The organism is Rhizobium sp. BT04, assembly GCF_030053135.1.
Taxonomy (GTDB): domain Bacteria; phylum Pseudomonadota; class Alphaproteobacteria; order Rhizobiales; family Rhizobiaceae; genus Rhizobium; species Rhizobium binxianense.
The window spans coordinates 247,049-268,259 of sequence record NZ_CP125651.1; the positions used below are offsets into that span (position 1 = coordinate 247,049).

19 protein-coding genes and 1 pseudogene are annotated in these 21,211 nt (G+C 60.7%); 8 read left to right on the forward strand and 12 right to left on the reverse strand.

What is annotated here, in order from left to right; genetic code table 11:
* Nucleotides 1-15: 15 nt before the first annotated feature.
* The 4 genes from QMO82_RS06425 to QMO82_RS06440 form a co-directional block, all read right to left on the reverse strand.
* Complete coding sequence (locus tag QMO82_RS06425; protein WP_183609326.1) at nucleotides 16-945, reverse strand: electron transfer flavoprotein subunit alpha/FixB family protein; 930 nt, start codon at nucleotides 943-945, stop codon at nucleotides 16-18.
* A gap of 26 nt (nucleotides 946-971) precedes the next feature.
* On the reverse strand, nucleotides 972-1,721 hold the full coding sequence (locus QMO82_RS06430) for an electron transfer flavoprotein subunit beta/FixA family protein (protein ID WP_183609327.1): 750 nt from the start codon (nucleotides 1,719-1,721) through the stop codon (nucleotides 972-974).
* A gap of 34 nt (nucleotides 1,722-1,755) precedes the next feature.
* Nucleotides 1,756-2,358, reverse strand: coding sequence for a dimethylsulfoniopropionate lyase (locus tag QMO82_RS06435; protein WP_183609387.1), 603 nt, complete (start codon nucleotides 2,356-2,358; stop codon nucleotides 1,756-1,758).
* Between the two features lie 62 nt (nucleotides 2,359-2,420).
* Nucleotides 2,421-4,457 carry an NADH:flavin oxidoreductase gene (locus QMO82_RS06440; RefSeq protein WP_183609328.1) on the reverse strand — a complete coding sequence of 679 codons (2,037 nt, stop codon included), beginning with the start codon at nucleotides 4,455-4,457 and terminating at the stop codon, nucleotides 2,421-2,423.
* Between the two features lie 147 nt (nucleotides 4,458-4,604).
* Here QMO82_RS06440 and QMO82_RS06445 point away from each other — a divergent pair, with 147 nt between their 5' ends.
* The 8 genes and pseudogenes from QMO82_RS06445 (at nucleotide 4,605) to QMO82_RS06480 (ending at nucleotide 11,683) form a co-directional block, all read left to right on the forward strand.
* Nucleotides 4,605-5,234, forward strand: a complete 630-nt coding sequence (locus tag QMO82_RS06445; protein WP_183609329.1) for a TetR/AcrR family transcriptional regulator — start codon at nucleotides 4,605-4,607, stop codon at nucleotides 5,232-5,234.
* 11 nt (nucleotides 5,235-5,245) lie between these two features.
* Nucleotides 5,246-6,040, forward strand: coding sequence for a pyrroline-5-carboxylate reductase (locus tag QMO82_RS06450; RefSeq protein ID WP_183609330.1), 795 nt, complete (start codon nucleotides 5,246-5,248; stop codon nucleotides 6,038-6,040).
* A 67-nt stretch (nucleotides 6,041-6,107) separates the two neighbouring features.
* The gene (locus QMO82_RS06455; RefSeq protein ID WP_183609331.1) at nucleotides 6,108-7,109 is read left to right on the forward strand and encodes an ABC transporter substrate-binding protein; all 1,002 of its coding nucleotides are present in this window, start codon (nucleotides 6,108-6,110) and stop codon (nucleotides 7,107-7,109) included.
* Between the two features lie 94 nt (nucleotides 7,110-7,203).
* Complete coding sequence (locus QMO82_RS06460) at nucleotides 7,204-8,091, forward strand: proline/glycine betaine ABC transporter permease (RefSeq protein ID WP_183609332.1); 888 nt, start codon at nucleotides 7,204-7,206, stop codon at nucleotides 8,089-8,091.
* Entirely contained in the window at nucleotides 8,084-9,163 is a 1,080-nt protein-coding gene (locus QMO82_RS06465) for a glycine betaine/L-proline ABC transporter ATP-binding protein (protein ID WP_183609333.1), read from the forward strand. Before QMO82_RS06460 ends, QMO82_RS06465 begins: the two co-directional genes overlap by 8 nt.
* 103 nt (nucleotides 9,164-9,266) lie before the next feature.
* Entirely contained in the window at nucleotides 9,267-9,512 is a 246-nt protein-coding gene (locus QMO82_RS06470) for a hypothetical protein (RefSeq protein ID WP_183609393.1), read from the forward strand.
* Nucleotides 9,425-9,793 (forward strand): annotated as a pseudogene (locus QMO82_RS06475) (oxidoreductase); the annotation flags it as partial. The gene QMO82_RS06470 and the pseudogene QMO82_RS06475, both read left to right, overlap by 88 nt.
* 891 nt (nucleotides 9,794-10,684) lie before the next feature.
* A complete protein-coding gene (locus QMO82_RS06480; RefSeq protein ID WP_183609334.1) occupies nucleotides 10,685-11,683 on the forward strand; it encodes an AraC family transcriptional regulator in 999 nt (332 codons plus the stop codon).
* A 36-nt stretch (nucleotides 11,684-11,719) separates the two neighbouring features.
* Here the strand turns inward: QMO82_RS06480 and QMO82_RS06485 are convergent, their stop codons facing one another.
* From QMO82_RS06485 to QMO82_RS06520, 8 genes are all read right to left on the reverse strand, one after another.
* On the reverse strand, nucleotides 11,720-12,004 hold the full coding sequence (locus tag QMO82_RS06485) for a hypothetical protein (protein ID WP_183609335.1): 285 nt from the start codon (nucleotides 12,002-12,004) through the stop codon (nucleotides 11,720-11,722).
* Nucleotides 12,001-14,298: an FdhF/YdeP family oxidoreductase gene (locus tag QMO82_RS06490; protein WP_183609336.1), complete on the reverse strand. Its 2,298-nt coding sequence runs from the start codon at nucleotides 14,296-14,298 to the stop codon at nucleotides 12,001-12,003. Before QMO82_RS06490 ends, QMO82_RS06485 begins: the two co-directional genes overlap by 4 nt.
* A gap of 107 nt (nucleotides 14,299-14,405) precedes the next feature.
* The gene (locus tag QMO82_RS06495; protein WP_183609337.1) at nucleotides 14,406-16,337 is read right to left on the reverse strand and encodes a diguanylate cyclase; all 1,932 of its coding nucleotides are present in this window, start codon (nucleotides 16,335-16,337) and stop codon (nucleotides 14,406-14,408) included.
* Nucleotides 16,338-16,659: 322 nt separating this feature from the next.
* Nucleotides 16,660-17,583: a ribokinase gene (gene rbsK / locus QMO82_RS06500; protein ID WP_183609338.1), complete on the reverse strand. Its 924-nt coding sequence runs from the start codon at nucleotides 17,581-17,583 to the stop codon at nucleotides 16,660-16,662.
* The gene (locus QMO82_RS06505) at nucleotides 17,580-18,041 is read right to left on the reverse strand and encodes an RbsD/FucU family protein (RefSeq protein WP_097621117.1); all 462 of its coding nucleotides are present in this window, start codon (nucleotides 18,039-18,041) and stop codon (nucleotides 17,580-17,582) included. The genes rbsK and QMO82_RS06505 overlap by 4 nt, the downstream gene beginning before the upstream one ends.
* Before the next feature lie 45 nt (nucleotides 18,042-18,086).
* On the reverse strand, nucleotides 18,087-19,112 hold the full coding sequence (locus QMO82_RS06510) for a LacI family DNA-binding transcriptional regulator (protein WP_183609339.1): 1,026 nt from the start codon (nucleotides 19,110-19,112) through the stop codon (nucleotides 18,087-18,089).
* 17 nt (nucleotides 19,113-19,129) lie between these two features.
* On the reverse strand, nucleotides 19,130-20,041 hold the full coding sequence (locus QMO82_RS06515) for a carbohydrate ABC transporter permease (protein ID WP_183609340.1): 912 nt from the start codon (nucleotides 20,039-20,041) through the stop codon (nucleotides 19,130-19,132).
* Nucleotides 20,041-21,159 (reverse strand): carbohydrate ABC transporter permease, encoded by a 1,119-nt coding sequence (locus QMO82_RS06520; RefSeq protein ID WP_183609341.1) that lies wholly within the window; start codon nucleotides 21,157-21,159, stop codon nucleotides 20,041-20,043. The genes QMO82_RS06515 and QMO82_RS06520 overlap by 1 nt, the downstream gene beginning before the upstream one ends.
* Nucleotides 21,160-21,211 lie beyond the last annotated feature (52 nt).

Sequence of the window (21,211 nt, forward strand, 5' to 3'; positions counted from 1 at the left end):
GTTCGGTCTCCCTCGTCAGAGCGCCTTTTGCAATTCCGGCAGGGCTTCGAAGAGATCGGCGACGAGGCCGTAGTCGGCGACCTGGAAGATCGGCGCCTCCTCGTCCTTGTTGATGGCGACGATCACCTTACTATCCTTCATGCCGGCCAGATGCTGGATGGCGCCTGATATGCCGGCGGCGATATAGAGCTGCGGCGCAACCACCTTGCCGGTCTGGCCGACCTGCCAGTCGTTCGGCGCATAACCGGCATCGACGGCGGCACGGCTGGCGCCGACGGCAGCTCCGAGCTTGTCGGCCAGCGGCAGGATCACTTCCCGGAATTTTTCCGCCGAGCCCAGCGCCCGGCCGCCGGAGAGGATGATCTTCGCAGACGTCAGTTCCGGACGGTCGGAGGCCGACAGGGCATCCTTGACGAAGGTCGACAGTCCCGGATCGGAAACCGCCGCGATCGCCTCGATGCTGGCTGAGCCACCTGTCTGTGCCGATGCGAAGGAGGCGGTGCGCACGGTAATCACCTTCTTGGCATCGCTGGCCTGCACCGTCTGGATGGCATTGCCGGCATAGATCGGCCGCTTGAAGGTGTCCGATGAGATCACCTCGATGATCTCCGAGACCTGGGCGATATCGAGCAGGGCAGCGACGCGCGGCAGCACATTCTTGCCGACCGAGGTGGCGGCCGACAGGATCGTGTCGTAGCTGCCTGCCAGCGAGACGATCAGTTCGGCCAGCGGCTCGGCCAGATTGTTGGCGAGTGTGTCGCTTTCGACCAGCAGCACCTTGGCGACGCCCGAAAGTTTGGCCGCCTGTTCGGCAGCAGGCTTGGCAGCCTTGCCGGCGACGAGAATGTGCACGTCGGAGCCGATCTGGGAAGCCGCCGTCAGCGCCTTGGCGGTCTGGTCGGAAAGGCTTTGATTGTCGTGATCGGCCAGAAGAAGAATGGTCATGATATTTTGCTCCTGTTCTCAGCTGATTACAGCACGCCGGCTTCGTTTTTGAGCTTGTCGACCAGTTCGGCCACCGACTTGACCTTGACGCCGGCCTTGCGGCCGGACGGCTCCTCGGTCTTCAAGACCTTCAGCCGCGGTGTGGTATCGACGCCGAAATCGGCAGGCGCCTTCTTGTCGAGCGGCTTCTTCTTCGCCTTCATGATGTTCGGCAGCGAGGCATAACGCGGTTCGTTCAGCCTGAGGTCGGAGGTGATCACCGCCGGCAGCTTGATCTCGATCGTCTGCAGGCCGCCATCGACCTCGCGGGTCACCTGCGCCTTGCCGTCACCGATCTCGATCTTCGAGGCGAAGGTCGCTTGGGGCATGCCGAGAAGTGCGGCCAGCATCTGGCCAGTCTGGTTCGAATCGTCGTCGATCGCCTGCTTGCCGACGATGATCAGGCCCGGCTGCTCGGCATCGGCGACACCTTTCAGGATCTTGGCGACGGCGAGCGGCTCGACCGCATCATCGGTCTCGACCAGGATCGCCCGGTCGGCGCCCATGGCAAGGGCGGTGCGCAGCGTCTCCTCGGCCTTGGCCGGGCCGATCGACACCACCACCACTTCCTCGGCCTTGCCGGCTTCCTTCAGCCGCAGCGCCTCTTCCACCGAGATCTCGTCGAACGGGTTCATCGACATCTTCACATTGGCAAGCTCGACACCCGTGCCATCCGGCTTCACCCGGATCTTCACGTTGTAGTCGACAACCCGTTTGACGGGCACGAGAATCTTCATGTGCAAACCCCTTTAATTCTCAGATTGCCGGCCGTCAGTGCGGCGGTTCGGCAAGCAACACCCAGAAAGCGAAGAGCGGCGTGTCGACCGACCTCATGGCATGTTTGATGCCGGGGACATTGTAGAACGACCCGCCGACGCCGGGCGAAAACCACACCCCGTCGCCTTGCTGGAACTCTCCCTTGGACAACACGAGATAGACCTCCTCCGGCGCATGGTCATGATCCGGATAGCGCACATCAGGCGCCATCAACGTCACCCCGAACCACAGATCGCTCCGCTCCTCCAATCCACCCGGGCCGATGATCATCGCATTGGCATGCCCATCGACGAAGTTGTCGGTGGCCGTGTGGTCATACTTGGTGCGCCGACGCCATTCAAGCATTGGTTCGATGCCTTTGAACGTCTCGATCAATCGCGTCAGCGGAGCATAGGAGGTATCCACCGCCAGCGCCAGATCGAGGTGATCACAGACGGGCAACCGGCTTCCGTTTCCCTCACGCGGAGCTCCCGGACGCTCCAGCGCCGCAAAAAACTGACGAACAGAGCGGCGGGCCTCCGGAGCTTTCGCGAACTGATCGAAAGCCAGAGACGCCGCATCCACGAAAAGCTGGAGGCTTTCCCTGCGTAAACTCATATCATCCCCCCGAGACGATCGGCCGACAAGCGGCCGTTCCTTCAATCATGTATCCTTGACAATCATATATCCTTGACGATGCGCAGGCCGTCATAGATGGCGGCATGTGTGTTGCGCGCAGCGACGGCATCGCCAATCCTAAACAGCTGGAACTTGCCATCGGGATTGCGGATGACGGACTGAGGTTCTCCGGAAAGAAGCTGATCATGCGACATTGCGCCGAGATTGCTCGAGCTGGGCTTCAGTTCGAAATAGAGCTCGTCGAGCGGAATGGTCCCATGATTGACGACGATCTGGTCGAAGCTCTGCTGCCTGGCAATCCCACCGTAATCGCTGCCGACATGGGCGACGAGCTGGTTGCCGCTCTTTTCGACGGCTTCCAGACGGTAGGTGACGGTGAAGGTCACGTCATGCTTCTGGAGAGACCGCATATAGGGCACGAGATTCATGGCCATGACCTCGGGCGCGAAGGACCGGTCCGGCGTCATGATCTCGACCTTGGCGCCTGCCTTGGCGAGAAACTCTGCCGCCTGCAGGCCGGCATGATCGCCGGCGTCGTCAAAGATCAGCACGTTGGTTCCAGGCTTCACGTCGCCGGAGATGATATCCCACGACGAGACCACCAGGTCGTTGCCGCTCGCAAGGACCTCGGTATGCGGCAGGCCGCCGGTCGCGATGATGACGACATCGGGATTCTCCGCCTCGATGGTGTCCGCTTCCGCCCAGGTGTTGAAGTGGAAGGTGACGTCGTATTTCTCGCACTGGCTCATGCGCCAGTCGATGATGCTGATCATCTCCTTGCGGCGCTCGCTTTGAGCGGTGAGCCGGATCTGACCGCCGGGATTGTTCGCCGCTTCGAAAACGACGACCTCATGGCCACGTTCTCCGGCGACGCGCGCCGCTTCCAGACCGGCCGGGCCGGCGCCGACGATGACGACCTTTTTCTTGGCGTCGGCCTTGGCCACGATATGCGGCATGGTCAGTTCGCGGCCGGTGGCGGCATTGTGGATGCAGAAGGCCGCCCCGCCCTGGTAGATGCGATCGAGACAGTAATTGGCGCCGACACAGGGACGAATATCGTCTTCCCGCCTTTCGATGATCTTGCGGACGATATGCGGGTCGGTCATGTGGGCGCGGGTCATGCCGACCATGTCGACCTTGCCGGAGGCGATCGCGTGGCGCGCGGTGGCAACGTCAGGGATTTTCGCCGCATGGAAGGTCGGGAAATTGGTTGCGGCGCGAATTTCGCCGGCGAAATCGAGATGCGGTGAATTCGCCATGCCCTGGATCGGGATCACGTCAGTGAGGCCCGCATCGGTATCGATGTGGCCGCGAATGACGTTCAGGTAATCGATGAGGCCGCTTTCCTTCAGCCGCTTGGAGATTTCCAAGCCTTCGGCCTTGCCGGTACCGCCCGGAAGACATTCGTCGGCGGTATAGCGCACACCCAGAATGAAGTCGTTCCCCACCCTGTGCCGGATCGCCTTGAAGACGTCGAAACAGAAGCGCAAACGGTTATCGAGCGAGCCGCCGTAGGGACCGTCGAGTTCGTTGGTAAGCGGCGACGTGAACTGGTCGATCAGATGGCCGTAGGCCTCCAGTTCGACACCGTCCATGCCGCCCGCCTTCATGCGTTCCGCAGCGTCGGCGAAATCCTTGATGATGCGCTCGATGTCCCAATCTTCCACCTTCTTCGGGAAGGCGCGGTGGGACGCCTCGCGCTGATGCGATGGGGCTACCACAGGCAGCCAGTCGCCCTTGTCCCAACGTGTGCGCCGGCCGAGATGGGTGAGCTGGATCATGATCGCCGCTCCCTCTTCATGCACGGCGTCGGTCATCTCCCTGATCCAGGGCACGATCTCGTCCTTGTAGGCAAGCAGGTTGTTGAACACCGGTGGGCTGTCCCTCGAAACCGCGGCCGAACCGGCCGTCATCGTCAAGGCCACGCCGCCTTTTGCCCGCTCCACCGTATAGGCGCGATACCTCTCCTTGGGCATGCCGTCTTCCGGATAAGCCGGCTCATGGGAGGTCACGATGATACGGTTGCGCAGCTTCAAATGCTTGAGCTGGTAGGGCTGAAGGAGGGGATCGTTCGACATGGGCCGTGGTTCCGGATTAAAAACGTCAGAGGAGACGCTAAGGGCAATGTACATATGTGTCAACGTTGAAAACATATGGGTCGTTGTTTTCGACACTCATGTACATTTTTCTTGTGCGCCGCTGGATAATTTGATAGGAGATAGCCTATGGATCAGGCTCTGAACGACACTGGCTGGCGCGGATCACAGGAGGGATGGCTGGAAGCGGCTTACCACTCGCTGCTGGATTCCGGCGTGGATTCAGTGAAAATTCTGCCGCTGGCGAAGAGGCTCAATCTCTCGCGCACGAGCTTCTACTGGTTCTTCAAGGATCGGGAAGAGCTGCTGGCCGCGCTCGTGGCGCGGTGGCGCGACAAAAACACCGGCAACATCGTCAAGCAGTCCGAAGCTTACGCGGAATCGCTCGCAGAGGCGATGCTCAACGTCTTCGATTGCTGGCTCAACAATGATCTGTTCGACGCCAGGTTCGAATTCGCCGTGCGCAGCTGGGCGCTGCAGTCCGACGAGATTCTCGCCGAGGTCCGGCAAGCCGATCAGCTCCGGCTTGATGCGCTCAAGCGGATGTTTATCCGCTTCGGGCTACCAGAAGCGACATCAGATGTCCGAGCGCGAACAACTTACCTCGTGCAGATCGGATACATCTCTATGCAAGCCAAGGAGGAACTCGCCGTCCGCATGAAACGGATCCCCGAATATATCGCGATCTACACCGGCGAAGTGCCGCAGCAGAGGGAGCTCGATCGCTTCTTCTCGCGGCATGGCTACAGGCCCGGTTAGGGAAGGCCGGGATGAGCGCTTCCTTGAGGATCGGTATCATTGGTGGCGGTGGCTGGCTTGGCGGAGCAATCGCCGGCTCGATCCTTGATGCCGGCCTGGTCGAACCTCGAAATCTCTTCCTCTCCTATCGTAGTGAAGAGCCGCGCCGCTTCCCGAATTCTTTCCTGACCACCGACAATCAGGCGCTTGCCGACCGCTCGGACGTGATCCTTCTCTCCGTCCGTCCTGATGACTGGCATGCTCTTGATGCCGATGCCGGCGGCAAGCTGGTCATCTCGGTGATGGCGGGCATCCGCCTGGGCGCACTGTCTGAACGTCACAACACTGGTCGCGTCGTCCGCGCTTTGCCGAATGCCGCCGCCGAAGTGGCCAAGTCCTATACGCCGTGGATTGGCGCGAGCGATGTCACCGAAGACGACCGGGCGCTCGTCCGCGCGATTTTTCAGGCATGCGGATCTGAGGACGAGGTCGCAAGGGAAAGCGACATTGATTACCTCACCGGTCTTTCCGGTTCCGGACCGGCTTTCCCGGCACTGCTCGCGGCAGCCATGATGAGCGACGCCGTCGCAAATGGCCTGCCGGCGGCGATTGCACGCCGCGCCGCCAACACGGTGATCACAGGCGCCGGCCGCCTGCTGGAGCGCCGCGACGAATGTCCTGACGACCTTGTTCAAACCTTTCTCGGCTATCGCGGTACCACGGCGGCAGCCATCGAAGGCATGCGCGCGGCCGGGTTCGACGCTTCGGTCGCCAAGGGATTATCGGCGGCATTCAAGAAATCGGTGAGTATGGGAGACGCTTCCTGACAACCGTTGGAGCGGGTCCTGCGGCGCCCCGCTCAGCAAAACCGGCCGCTAAACAGAGGGAACGAGAATGAAAAAACTACTCGCATCGACATGTCTGACGTTCGGCCTGATCGGCGGGGCATCTTTCGCCAGCGCCGCCGAATGCGGCACGGTGACCATTGCCAGCATGAACTGGCAGAGTGCGGAGGTTCTCTCTAACCTCGACAAGCTCATCCTCAACGAAGGTTATGGCTGCGACGCCGAAATCACCGTCGGCGATACCGTCCCGACGATCACCTCCATGGCCGAAAAGGGCCAGCCGGATATCGCGCCGGAAGCCTGGATCGACCTGCTGCCGGATGTCGTCAAGAAGGGGACGGATGAAGGCCGTATTGTCCAGGTCGGCTCTCCGCTGCCCGATGGCGGCGTACAGGGCTGGTGGATTCCTAAGTATCTTGCCGATGCCCATCCCGATATCAAGACCATCGGTGATGTGCTGAAGCATCCGGAACTCTTCCCCGATCCCGAAGATTCGAAGAAGGGCGCCATCTACAACGGGCCGCAGGGCTGGGGCGGCACCGTGGTGACCACGCAGCTCTACAAAGCCTTCGAAGCCGAGAAGGCGGGCTTCACCCTCGTCGATACCGGTTCGGCTGCCGGCCTCGATGGTTCGATCGCCAAGGCTTACGAACGCAAGGAGGGCTGGGCCGGCTATTACTGGGCGCCGACCGCGCTGCTCGGCAAGTATCAGATGGTCAAGCTCGAAGCCGGCGTGCCGAACGACGCTGCCGAATGGAAGCGCTGCAATACCGTCGCCGATTGCCCCGATCCGAAGCCGAATGCATGGCCGGTCGATCACGTGGTGACCCTGGTTGCCAAGCCTTTTTCGGAAAAGGTCGGGCCTGAGGTCATGGACTACCTGAAGAAGCGCTCCTGGAGCAATGACACGGTCAACAAGCTGATGGCGTGGATGACCGACAACCAGGCGACCGGCGAAGATGGCGCCAAGCACTTCCTGAAGGAAAACAAGGACCTCTGGACCAAGTGGGTCTCGCCTGAGGCAGCCGCGAAGATCGAAGCGGCTCTTTAACACTGACTATTGCGGTGCGCGAAAGCGCACCGCTTCTCGCTGCCGATAAAATCAAAAAGACTGCCACGGCTGTTTGAAGAAAAAGGGGAACCGAATGGAATGGTTTTATAAATTCCCGCATATGGACGACGACGCCCTTCGCAATCTGAAGAAGGCGATCGATGACGGTTTTCGCACATTTACCCGCAGCTATGGCGACGCGATCGAAAGCCTCTTCTCCCCGCTGCAGCATTTCCTCATCGCCGCCGACCGCTTCATGACGCAGACGCCGTGGCCGATCATTACGGCAATCATCCTCGTCATCGCATGGTTTGCGAGCCGCAACCTGAAGATCGTCTTCGGCTGTCTCGTCACACTGCTGCTGATTGGCTATTTCGACATGTGGGACGATACGATGCGGACGGTCTCGATGATCTTCGTCTGTACCGTGCTTTCCATCTCCATCGGCATCCCGATGGGGATCTTGATGGCCCGTTCCGACCGGCTGCAACGCGTTATCAATCCGATCCTCGACGTCATGCAGACCATGCCGAGCTTCGTCTATCTCATCCCTGTCGTCATGCTTCTCGGCATCGGTAAGGTGCCGGGCCTGATCGCCGTCGTCATCTACGCCATCCCGCCGATGATAAGGCTGACGGATCTCGGCATCAGGCTGGTCGACAAGGACGTGCTGGAGGCAGCCGATGCGTTCGGAACGTCGAGCTCGCAGAAGCTGTTCAAGGTTCAGCTGCCGCTGGCCCTTCCCACCATCATGGCCGGCATCAACCAGACCATCATGATGGCGCTCGCCATGGTGGTCGTCGCCTCGATGATCGGCGTCCAGGGCCTTGGCCAGCCGGTTCTGAAGGCGATCGCCAACCAGTATTTCACCCTGGGTATTTTCAACGGCCTTGCCATCGTCGGCATTGCCATCATCTTCGACCGGGTCAGCCAGGCGTATGGCAAGCGGCTCCAGAAGCATCGGGAGATCGTCCATGGCTGATCATCGGTTCGGCGGCATCAAGATCCGCCATCTCTACAAGATCTTCGGTCCGAACCCTGGCGCTCATGTGGATGCCGTCCAAAAGGGATTGTCGAAGACCGAGCTCAACGAAAAGCACGGCCACGTGCTGGGCCTGAAGGATATCAATGTCGAGATTCCCTCCGGCCGCATCCAGGTCATCATGGGTCTTTCGGGTTCGGGCAAGTCGACGCTCATCCGCCACATCAACCGTCTGATCGACCCGACATCAGGCGAGGTGCTCGTCGACGGCGTCGATGTCGTGAAGATGAACGACACGGAATTGCGGACGTTTCGCCGGCACCAGACGGCAATGGTGTTTCAGAAGTTCGCGCTCCTGCCGCACCGGAACGTTCTCGACAACACCATCTTCGGCCTTGAAGTACAGGGCATGGAGCGCCCGAAGGCCATCGATGTCGCGATGCGCTGGCTGGAACGGGTCGGCCTCAAGGGCTTCGAGCAGAAATATCCCAACCAGCTCTCCGGCGGCATGCAGCAGCGCGTCGGCCTGGCGCGCGCCCTTTCCAACGATGCGCCGGTCCTTTTGATGGACGAAGCCTATTCGGCGCTCGACCCTTTGATCCGCATGGACATGCAGACGGTCCTTCTCGACATTCAGAAGGAAATCAAGAAAACCATCGTCTTCATCACCCACGATCTCGACGAAGCGCTTCGCCTGGGTGACCAGATTGCCATCCTGCGCGATGGCGAAGTCATCCAGCAAGGCACCAGCCAGGACATCGTTCTGCGGCCGGCAGACGCCTACATCGCCAACTTCGTCAAGGAGGTCAATCGCGGCCGGGTCATCCAGGTAGAAGCCGTGATGACACCCCTGCACTCCAGCACGGTACCGGGCGGATTGACGATTGCATCAGGCACAACAGTCGAAGAGGCCGTCCGGATTCTGGCATCGTCGCCGGATGCCGATGCCAGGGTGGTTTCGCCGTCGGGAGAAGCCTTGGGGCTCGTCACCTTCCGCCAGCTTGCCGGCGCCATGGTGAACTCGCAGGAGGTGGCACCCCAACGCGACAATACGCTTTCGGTCGCACTTTGAAGCTTCGTTGAGGCCATCTTTCCCGTTCGATGGCGACACCGATTTCAGCGAGGTCGCCATATTAGGAACTGGGAAGTCGGCCGCGTGACGCTTCGGGATAATGATGTCGAAACTCTTCCCGCTTCTGTTTTCCGTCCGCCTGCGTGGACACACTTTGCGCAACAGGATCGTCTTCGGAGCGCATACGGCAAACATGGTGAGCGACGGCGTGCCGGGCGACCAGCATGTCGCCTACTATGCCGAACGTGCGATCGGTGGCGCCGGCTCGGCGGCAATTTCCTGCTCGCCGGAATGCAGCCTCGCCGAGCCCAGATCCTCGATCTCATCGGCTGGTACGAGCGCCAGTTGACGAAAGTCGGGGTCGATATCCGGCTCAATTCCTATATCGAGGCATCGGATGTCGACGCCATCGGCGCCGATGCCGTCATCCTGGCGACCGGTTCCTATTCCCCCGAAACCGGCTTCCAGAAGGCGCTGCCGTCCATCGAGACGCCGCCCGGCATGGACCAGGGAAACGTCTTCGGCATCGAGGCCGTTATGGCGAGGCAGGCAAGGCCGAGCAGACGCATTCTCCTGCTGGACGAGGGCGGCGGCTGGCGCGGCTGCGGAACCGCCTGGAAGCTCGCCGAATGAGAAATTCAAGTCTCTATCCACTTTGCGCAAGCCGTTGCGCGAACCCTCTCTGGCCAGCGCTTGCCTATACATTTTGCGCAAAGCCAGTACAGACTGCGTCGCGAAAAGCCGATTGGGGGATAATATCGTAACCCGACAATTGCTCCATGGCTGCGGAACAATAAGATGAACGCGACCGGGACCATGATGGTTTGCGGTTCCAAAGCCAAGCCCGTTCATCCATCACCCCCAAAAAGGATGGAAGGGATCATACATACGCACACCATCCCGTGCGTATGCCTGCATGCATGTCTGCCTGCCGAAGGCAATCTTAAGCGGTCCACTATAGAACCTTCGGCAGGCGACTGCACGGCTCGCGAATGCGGGCACACCTCATTAGCTTCAGGCAATGTGCATCTCGGCGACACCGCCCCATTCGTGGGGTCGGTGGCATCACAGACACATGTGATAAATTTGCCCTTCAGCGTAATCGTTTCATCATCTTGCCAATTGTCCGATGTTCTGCCAGTTCCTTCTGTCAGGCTGTGAAACCGGACGCGATGGAACTGTCGATAATCATTTAACGGGTTGGTTTTTTTGACGTTTGCGGCGCCCGAACTCGGCCTGCATCGGCTTGCGCAAGGCGCAGATTTCGATGCCGACATCAGGCGGAAATCCACTCGCGCGCGCGACTGCGCGCGGCCCTCGGATCGTCTAATAGAGAGGCTAGCCTTGCTCATCATTCCGTCAACCGGGCCCTGATGAGCACGCAGTGGAGGAGGATGATTGGGATGATTGGCCGAGGTACGTGCATCAATCCCGCATCCACGAAGCTCGCCCTTCGTCCCGGCATCCGCGGGCAATCGAAACGGGCAAGGCGAAGCAACCGAATTGAACAACGGGAGCAGCATGACAGAAAATAGCACTCCGCAATTCTCATTTCGATTTCGCGGCTCGTCCTTCGACAACATGGTCGAAACTCTCGGGGGCGCTTTTGGCGCATTCGATGCCGAGCCCGTCGGCCGGGCGCAGGAGTTCAATTGGGGATTGGATTTTTCTGCGGCTGACAGCGCGGTCTTGCTCACCGGGTATCACGAGGCGGAGTTTCAGTTCAATATCGAGCCCACCGTCGATACGGCGGAGTATTTGTCGATCGTCGTGCCGCGCAGCGGCGGTATGGGAGTGGCTTATGGATCCCGCGTCGCCGAGGCGGGGCAGGGAAAATTGCTTCTCTATAACAATTTCGAACCGGACAGCGTCATCATGCACGGGCAGTCGAACGTCATCGACGAACTGCTGATCAACTGGTCCGTGATCCTCCAGACGATCGGCCAGACGTTCGAAATACCGTTCAGCGGCTCTCTCGATCTCCTGCCCGAACTGGATCTGTCGACGCCGGTCGGCCGGACGATCGGCAATCTGACGGAAACGATCGCCATCGGCATGCGCGACGACGGCCCCTTGCTGCAGTCGCCGATTGCCATGGCGCATATGACGCAGGCGCTGGCCGATCTGGTCGTGCGCCTGGTGCCGCACCGGCTGTCGCATTTCCTCGACAAGGGGCCCGCCCTCATCGCTCCCCGGCATGTCCGCAAGGCGATCGAATTCATGCAGGCCAATATCGATCAGCCGATCACCATGCCGAAGGTCGCCGAAGCGGCCGGCGTCTCCAGCCGGGCGCTCGAAACCGGCTTTCGTGCCTTCAGGGGAACCTCCCCCGCCGCTTATCTGCTGACGCTTCGCCTGCGCGCGGCCAGGCAGGACTTGCTCGACCCAGAGAGCACGGAGACGATGAAGGCGATCTGTCTCAAGTGGGGCTTCTTTCATTTCGGCCGGTTTTCCGCAGTCTATAAATCGACCTACGGAGAATATCCTTCCGACACCAGGAAGCGCGTCTACCGTCGATAAATGGATATCATCAGGTCGCGCGCAGCGTCTTCCGGCTTACGGCGACGAAGGGGGCGGCAACCGGTAATGCACTCTCATCGTCCGCGGATCCCGCTTGACGATCTCAAGCACGCCTTCACGCTCTGCCAGGGCATTGAGTTCCCGCAGCACGAGAGAATGCGCGATCCCCAGCCTGCGCGCGAAGGAGCGGCTGTCATGCGCAATCCCGAGCTCCGCTGCAACGAGAAGACCCGCCTGTATCGTTGTCAGCCTTGCATCCCCGGCTTGCGCTGCCGCGACGAGGGCAAGAAACCGATCGACGTCGGACGTTTCTTCATTCACGCGGCGTTTCGCCGGCGGAAGGATACCATGATCGACTTCGAGGTCGGCGTATCGCTTTCCCTGCCCGCACTGCCAAGCGGTACAAGGACGTTCAGCTCGGGATAATAACCGGCTATGCTGCCCCTCGGAATATCATAGGGCACCAGACGGAAATCCTGCGCAATGCGCTCGATGCCGTCATCATATTCGCCGATCACGTCGACCCGGTCACCGGCCGCGGCGTTCATCGCCTTCAAATCGCCGGGATGAATGAAAATCACCTGTCGTTCCCCGTAGACGCCGCGATATCGGTCATCGAGACCGTAGACCGTCGTATTGTATTGGTCGTGCGACCGGAACGTCTGCAGGGCGAAACGATGTCCCTCGCCCTTTCGCGCACGCTGATGCACCGTCTCGTCGGGAAGCGCCTCGGACGAGAATGACGCCTTGCCCGCCGGTGTCTGCCACTCCCGATGCGCCGCTGCATTGCGCAGGTGGAAACCGCGCGGCTTGCGCAGGCGCGCATTGTAGTTTTCGAAGCCCGGAATGGTCGCCTCGATATGATCGCGGATAAGGTCGTAGTCGTCGGCAAGCGCCGCCCAATCGACCACGGCGGAGCCGACCGTCGCTTTCGCCATGCCGGCAATGATGGCGACTTCCGAGAGCAGGTGCGGAGAGGCCGGGCGATTGATGCCTGCAGAGCCATGCACCATGCTCATCGAATCCTCGACGCTGACAAGCTGGGAGTTGCCGGCTTCGTTGAGGTCCATCTCGGTGCGTCCGAGGCAGGGCAGGATGAAGGCGGCCTCGCCGGGCATGAGATGCGAATGATTGGGTTTGGTTGCGATGTGCACCGTCAGCTTCAGCTGCCGCAGCGCCTTTTCAACGAGGGCGCTGTCGGGCGTGGCACGCGCGAAATTGCCGCCAAGCCCGATGAAGGCCTCGGCCGAGCCGTCGAGCATCGCGCCAATCGCCGCAAGGACATTATGGCCATGTTCGCGGGGAACGGCGAAGCGGAAGTGTTTCTCCAGCGCATCGAGAAAATCGTCCGCCGGCTTTTCGTTGATGCCGACGGTGCGGTCGCCCTGCACGTTGGAATGGCCGCGCACCGGGCAAAGGCCGGCGCCCGGCTTGCCGATATTGCCGCGCAGGAACATGAAGTTGGCGATCTCGCGGATCGTCGCGACCGAATGCAGGTGCTGGGTGACCCCCATCGCCCAGGTGCAGATGACGCGTTCGGCGCTGATATAGACATCGGCGGCCCGTTCGATCTCCTCCCGGCTCAGTCCCGACTGGCCCTCGATCTCAGCCCAGCTCGTCGCCTCGACCGCGGCCCGATATGCCTGAAAATCCGTGCAGTGTTCGGTGAGAAATGCATGATCGAGTACGGAGGGCAGACCGGCGGCGACCGCTCTGTCTTCCGCGGCCAGCACGGCTTTCGCCATGCCCCGCACCGCGGCCATGTCGCCGCCGAGCTGCGGCTGCAGATATTGGCTGGCGATCTCGGTCGAACCGCCGCGCAGCATTTCGATCTTGTCCTGCGGATCGGAGAAGCGCTCCAGGCCGCGCTCGCGGATGGGATTGAAGACGACGATCTGTGCGCCGCGGATCGCCGCCCGGCGCAGGTCGCCCAGCATCCTCGGATGATTGGTGCCCGGGTTCTGGCCGATCACGAAGATCGCGTCGGCCTCTTCGAAATCCTCCAGCAGCACGGTGCCCTTGCCGACGCCGACCGCCTGGCGCATGGCGATGCCACTTGCCTCGTGGCACATGTTGGAGCAGTCGGGAAAATTGTTGGTGCCGAAGAGGCGCACGAAGAGCTGGTAGAGGAAGGCAGCTTCGTTGCTGGCACGGCCCGAGGTGTAGAATTCCGCCCGATTGGGGGTGTCGAGGCCCTTGAGGATGCCGCCGATCTCGGCAAAGGCATCTTCCCAGGAAACCGGCAGATAACGGTCGCTCGCTCCATCATAGCGCATCGGATGCGTGAGGCGACCGTTGAGTTCCAGTTCATAATCCGTCAGCCGGCGCAGCTGCGATACCGTATTGTCAGCGAAGAAGGCGGGCGTTGCCCGCTTCTCCGTCGCTTCCCAGGCGACCGCCTTGACGCCGTTCTCGCAGAACTCGAACGACGATCCGTGTTCCGGATCGCCCCAGGCGCAGCCCGGGCAATCGAAGCCATCAGGCTGGTTTGCCTTCAGCATGGTGCGCGCGCCCGAGATGGGCATACCGCTTTGCAGCAATTGCTTGCCACAACTCTTCATAGCGCCCCAGCCGCCGGCTGCCGCCGATTTCTTACCAATGAATTTTGTGTCCATGCGCCCTGTATTGTCTAAGCGGGGAAAACATCAAGGCCACGGGAACGATGGCTCGATAGAAAAAATCTATTAAAGAAGGACGAGACCCTACGTGACCGGGTTTCGATCTAACCGGTTTCCTTCATGGCGTGGCGTTCACCACTCGGCGAATGGGCCAGAATGCGGTTGCGGCCCTGGGTCTTGGCGTCGTAGAGGGCGGCATCGGCCTCGGTCAGGAGACGGTTCGGATTGGTGCGCAGAACAGCCCCGGTCAGGCAGGCTATGCCGATGCTCGCCGTCACCCGTGCGAATTCGCTGCCGGAATGCGCGATATTTTTTTGGGCCAGGCGGCGTGCGAATTGCTCGGCGACGATCATCGCGCCCTTGGCGCTGGTGTCAGGGAGGAACACCACGAATTCCTCGCCGCCATAACGGGCGACGATGTCTGCCGGCCGGCTGACCGATTGGCGCAGACACTCGCTGACAACCCGCAGGCATTGGTCTCCGGCGGGATGGCCATAAGTGTCGTTATAGGCCTTGAACCGGTCGATATCGACCATCAGCAGGCTGAACGGCGTATTCCTCCTGGCGCTGCCCGTGGTCTCACGTGCAAAAGCGTCGTCGAAGGCGCGGCGGTTGACGATGCCGGTGAGCCCGTCGGTCTCGGCAAGGCTCTTCAGCTGCTCCGCCGACAGCCTGAGCGCCATTTCAGCCTGCTTCGTCGCCGTGATGTCAGAGACGACGGCCATAGCCATGCCGTCTTCCGCAAGCCTTGTCCGGATGCTGCGCCAATCGCCGTTGTGGAGCTGGACCTCTTCGTCTTTGTTGATGTGCAGTGAGGCGGCGGCGGCTTTGATCCACCCGTCTACATCACCTTCCGGGATATCGGTCCGCTCGCCGGTTTCTGCGACGCGGCGCAGGATATCGCCGATATGGGCGCCGACCACGCGAGCATCTGCGGAGAGCGGGAACGCATCGCGATACTGATCATTGCAAAAGACAAGAAAACCCTTGCTGTCGTACATGGCGATGCCATCGGACATGCCCGCCATCGCATGCGACAGCAGGTTCTTGCTGTCGCGCAATTCCCGCTCCAGGGCGACACGCTCGGTGATATCACGTGTTACGCCGGCAAGGCCGATCACCCGCCCCTGCCTGTCGCGCAGCGGCACCTTGGAGGCGAGCAAGGATCTGCCCTCGATGTGCTCGGCGGAGTCGATCAGCGGCACTCCGCTATCGATGACCTGCTGCTCGAGATAATATAATTCTTCGGCAAGCGGCCGCGACAGCAGATTAAAATCCGACAATCCGGTCATCTCTGCGGTTGTCCTGAAACGATAGAGGCGGATCATATTTTCATTGACGGTGATGAACCGGCTGTTTCGGTCCTTCACATAGAGATAGTCGGGCGACTGCGAAAATGCGGTCACCAATATGCTTCGTTCCAGCGCCCATTGCTGGGTCTTCAGGAGAACGAAACCACACAGCGCGGTCGCCAGGCAATTCAACAGGGTCATCGGCAGACCGATGAGGGCCAGCACGCGGGCATGCACCAGAGTGGGGAGCGTCGCCATCAATAGAACAAGTGCGGCGCCGAGCGCGAGGCTCAGCAGGGCAACGTCCATGAGCCCGGGAGATCTTTTACGGATCCAGACATTGGCAACCAGGCCGATGCCGGTGGCGAAAGCAATCACTATGAGACCGTCGATCATGGCCGTGCCGCCGACATAGAAGCGGAAGGCCATCGCCAGCGACGCCGCAAAAGCCGCCGCGATCGGTCCGCCGAACATGCCCGCCAAAGCCAGCGGCGAGAAGCGCAAGTCGATATAGAGGCCGGGATTGAATTCGACGGCCAGCAATATCGATCCGATGGAGGCAGCGCCGGCTACGATTCCGAAGGCGATTTTTTCCTGCCTGGCTGAGCCGCGCTGAAATTGAATCGAAAAATGCGCCCAGAGCGAAATTGCCAGGCACACAAATGAAAGGTTGCCACCGAATTGCGTCCAGATGCCATTCACTGCGTTGGATCCACCTTCCAATACATATACCGAACCAATCATAGGGCAACACTGGTTTGAGCTTGGTTAAATCAGAGACCCATCAGGCTAAATTCATTCGCAAATATATCTCCGGGCCGACGGTAAGCGGGTGACGGCCGCGACGATGCGGTTTGGATAGCAGCTGCCGGATTGACGACATGAGCAATACGTGGGAATCGGATTGAAAGGTCATGCCCGAAGACGGCAGGAGACATCATGTCCGCAATGCGCTGCAGTTCAGCGGATAGCACCCGATGCGATAAGGCATGCTTAACAACCGCATCCTGTGCCTCGGGACAGCTATCCGATGATAGACGGCGCGCGCGTGCGAGAAGCGTCACCTTCAGGGCAGCAAGGCGTCGATCTCGGCGCGCGAAGGCATGGCGGGGGCGGTGCCCGGCCGCGTCACCGCAATTGCCGCCGTGGCGCAACCGAAGCGCACGGCCTCGACCGGAGCATATCCTTCGGAAGTCGCCGTAGCGAAGCCGCCCAGAAAGGCATCGCCGGCACCCGTGGTGTCGATGACGTTGCCGGCAGAAAATGCAGGTACGAATTCGCTGTGATTGGCCGTGTGGTAATAGGCGCCGCGTGCCCCGAGCGTGAGGATCACCGCTCTCGCTCCGCGATCCAGGAGCGTGCGCGCCGCCGCATGTGCCTGCTCATCCGTTTCGATCGCATGTCCCACCAGTTCGGCGGCCTCCACCTCGTTGGGGACGATGAAATCACACAAGCCATAGACGCTGTCCGGTATGGCGCGGGCAGGCGCGGGATTGAAAATCGTCGTGACCCCTGCCCTTTTCGCCATCGACAGGCCATGTATGGCAGCCTCGAGCGGCTGCTCGAGCTGGGTCATAAAAATAGCGGCGCTTTCGATTTCCGCTCGGTTCGCATCGACATCTTCGATGCCGATAAGACCTGCAGCCCCCGGCACGACGATGATGGCATTGTCGCCGCTCATTTCGTCGACGAAGATGAAGGCAGCACCGCTGGAAACGCCGTCCATCTTCATCACATTGGCTTTGACCCCGGCCGCTGCATAGGCCGCAAGGGCAATCTCGCCGAACGGGTCGTTGCCGACCCGGGAGATGAAGGTCACCTTTCCACCGGCCTTTGCCGCAGCGATCGCCTGGTTGGAGCCCTTGCCTCCCGGCCCAAGCGTGAAGCCAGACCCGATCAGCGTCTCGGCAATATGCGGCAGGCGCTTGGCCTTGTAGGCAGTATCGGCGGCAAAGATTCCCAGGATGACGATTCCGCTTTTCCCGCTCATCTCAGAGCCTCCTCCGCCGCAATGACGCCCTTGGTCAAAAGGAAGCATCCGTAAAAACGCAGTTCCCCCGTTGCGATCACGCAATAGGCCTTTTTGGCGATGTCGTAGAACGCCATCCGTTCGACCGGATACATGGGCGATGGCTTGCCTTCGGCGCGGTCGACAATGGCCTGGACTTCTTGTTGTATCGGCGGAATTTCGTCAGGCTTGCCGATCACTTCCATCCGACCCGCGGACGGCTGGATGGGGGTGTCCAGCGGGAAGACCGAAAGCACCGCATCGATCGCCCGCGGCGCGGAAATGTTTTCCATCGTCAGCAGCCTCCCCAGACGCGTCTGGCGAGCAATCGAATCCGACGGAAAGTTGGTGTCGGAGATGACGAGATAGTCGCCATGTCCCATGTTGCAAAGTGCTTGAAGAATATCGCCGTTGAGTTCGGCCCTGATTCCCTTGAGCATCTGATCCTTCCATCCCTTTATAGTGGCCTCAATGCAGGCCTTGCTTCAATTTTTATGCCCTGCGACTGCCTTGGGCTGCGCGCGCGGACCGCTCGAGCCACGCACGATCAGCGATCCGTCGATCATCTCATCTGCCTTGCCTGGCGGTTCCTCAAGGAGAAGCGCGACCGCCCGCCGTGCCAGCGTGTCGGCCGGCTGACGTATGGTCGTCAGTCTGGGAACGACGAGGTTGGCGAGCGAAATGTCGTCGAAGCCCGTCACCGACAGCTTGCGCGGCACGTCGATCTTGAGGTCGCGGGCAGCGCGCAAAGCGCCGATCGCCTGCTGGTCGCTGGCGGCCGCAATGGCCGTCGGCCGGTCCTGCGGCGGGCGCGAAAGCAGGTCGCGGGCAATTCTTTCACCGGACTCATAGTCGAATTTGCCATAGGCGAGTTCCAGCTCGACCGGCTCACCTTTCTTGCCGCACCGGTCGATGCGGCCGACGAAGCCCTCCTTGCGCATGCGCCCCGCCTCCGTGTCGGGCGGCCCGGCGATATAGGCGATGTGGCGGTGGCCCAGCTCATAGAGATGATCCGCCATCAGCGCGGCCGCCTGCGCATGGTTGGTCGAGACCAGCGGAAAGGCGCCGAAGCGCCGGTCCAGCGAGATCACCGGAACCGCTGTTTCCAGGTGGAGCCCAGGACCATCGCTCGAAGCCACCACGATGATACCGCGCACCGAGCGGTCGAGAAACGCCAGGACGTGGCTCTGTTCCGCCCCGCGATCGTCATGCGAACTTGCCAGCATGAGGCTATGTCCGCGTTCGAGCGCCGCACGCTCGACGCTGGCGGCAAGCTGCGCGAAGAAGGGATTGGTGATGTCGGGAACAATAAGGCCGATGACATCGGTTCTGCTGGTGCGCAGCGCTCTCGCAGTCACGTTCGGCCGGTAACCGAGCGCAGAAATAGCGTCGTTGACCTTTTCGCGCAGCATGGTCTTGACCGCCGCCTCGCCCGACAGCACACGCGAAACCGTGCCCACGGATACGCCGGCATGCTCTGCGACATCCTTGACTGTAGGCATCCTCGACATTTTTAAGCGTCCCGCAGCTACTTTACCGCTCCCGCGGTCATGCCGGCAATGATGTGCCTTTCCAACATGACGCCGACGGCAACCAGCGGAAGGATGCCGGCGGTGGAAAGTGCCGCCATCGACCACCAATTGATGCCCTGGCTGCCCGTCTGGCTGGCAATCATGACAGGCAAGGTGTTGGTGTTGGTCGAGGTCAGCAATGCCGCGAAGAAATATTCGTTCCAGCACAGGATCAGCGCCAGCAGGAAGGCGGCCACCATGCCCGGCAGAACGAGCGGCACGATGATACGGGCAAACGCGCCCCAGACCGACAGCCCGTCGACAAGAGCAGCCTCCTCGAGCTCCACAGGGACTGTGGCGAACTGGTCGCGCATGATCCAGACGACGATCGGCAGGACCATCAGCGTATAGACGGCGATCATCCCGACATAACTGTCCAGCAGCGCCAGCTCCTTATAGAGGACCAGGAACGGCAGGGCGAGAACGACGGGCGGCATGATGAGCTGCGACAAGAAGAAGAACGAAATGTCGGAGTTGCGCATATGGCCGAACTTGTAGGAAAAGCGGCTGAGGCCATAGGCTGCGAGCGATCCGAGCACGACCGCCAGAGCAGATGCCGTGACCGAGATGATGACGCTGTTCCAGAGCCTGCGCATAAACTCCTCGCGCACCGTCGAGATCTCAAAAATCGTATCCGGCGAAAGGCCGAGCGAGCGCCAGCCGAGCCAGCTGGGTGTAAAGTTGTACCAGGGGATCAGATTGCCGCGCATCACGTCAGCGGCAGTCTTGAATGAGGTCGAAACCGTCCAGAACAGCGGGAACACACAGACAAATGCCCAGGTGACGAGCAGGCCATAGACGGCGAAACGCATGGCCCACCAGCGAATGCGCTGGCCGCGGGCGTATTTTTCGAAATCGATCCGAACCATCAGAGCCTTCCTGTCATGCGCTTCACGATACGGTCGGAAATCTTCATCAGTCCGGTCATGCCAAAAACGATGATGACGAGATAGACGAGCGCGAGAAGGGTGCCGTATCCGACATTCGAACGGTCGCGGTATTCGCGGTAGATGAAACTGGTGACGGAATCAGTCGCCCCGCCGGGGCCTCCAGATGTCACGGTGATGATGATATCGGCGAGCTTGAGCTTGAAGATGATGCGGATCATCACCGCCGTGACCGACACCGGCAGCATCAGCGGAAAAATGACCTTCCAGAAGCGTTGCCATTTGGTCGCGCCATCGACTTCGGCCGCCTCCAGCACCTCCCTCGACAAAGCCTGCAACCCGGCGAGCAGCATGATCATTATGAAGGGAATGAAGGTCCAGGCATCCATGATCATGATCGAAAGCCGTGCCGTCAGCGGATCGCCGAAGAAGGAGGGATTTTCCCAGCCGAGCCAGCGGGCAAAGCGCGCGACCGGGCCGAAACGGGTCTCCAGCATCGACTTGCCGACCATCCAGCTCACCGCGACCGGCGACAGCATCAAGGGCACCAGGAAGGTGACGCGCCAGAATTTGCGGGCGACGATTTCCTGGTTGAGGAGCAGCGCCAGGCCGAACGCGATGGCGTATTCGACGGCAATCGCCAGGCAATAAAGGATCATGTTGATGAGGGCATTGGCATAGAATGGATCCGTGATCATCCGCCGCACATTGTCGAGCCCGTTGAAGCGCCGGCCGGCCGAAGAGGCGAGGTTCCAATCGGAAAAGCCGATCCACAGCGCAAAGAGCAGCGGGAACACCACCATCGACACGACGAAAAGCGCGGCCGGCAGAACAAAAAGCGCCTTCTTGCCCGCCTCGCCATGAATGACGACGCGCGTGACGCAAAGAACCGCGGCCCAGAGGAAATAGGCATAGAGCACCGGGCGCCAGTTCGAAAAGCCCCAATCGGTCCAGCCCAGTTCATGGACACCCTGTAAGACGAACGATGTTATGAACCATATGGCGCTCAGCCATAGAGCCGTACGGCCCCAGAAACGACGGCTCGCCGAAATGGAGCCGGCTTCGACCGTGTGGAGCAGGTCGCCTTCGACTGTCGACATGATATTCCTCGCCCGGACAATGGGCGCTGGCGAAGTCGCTTCCGATCCGCCA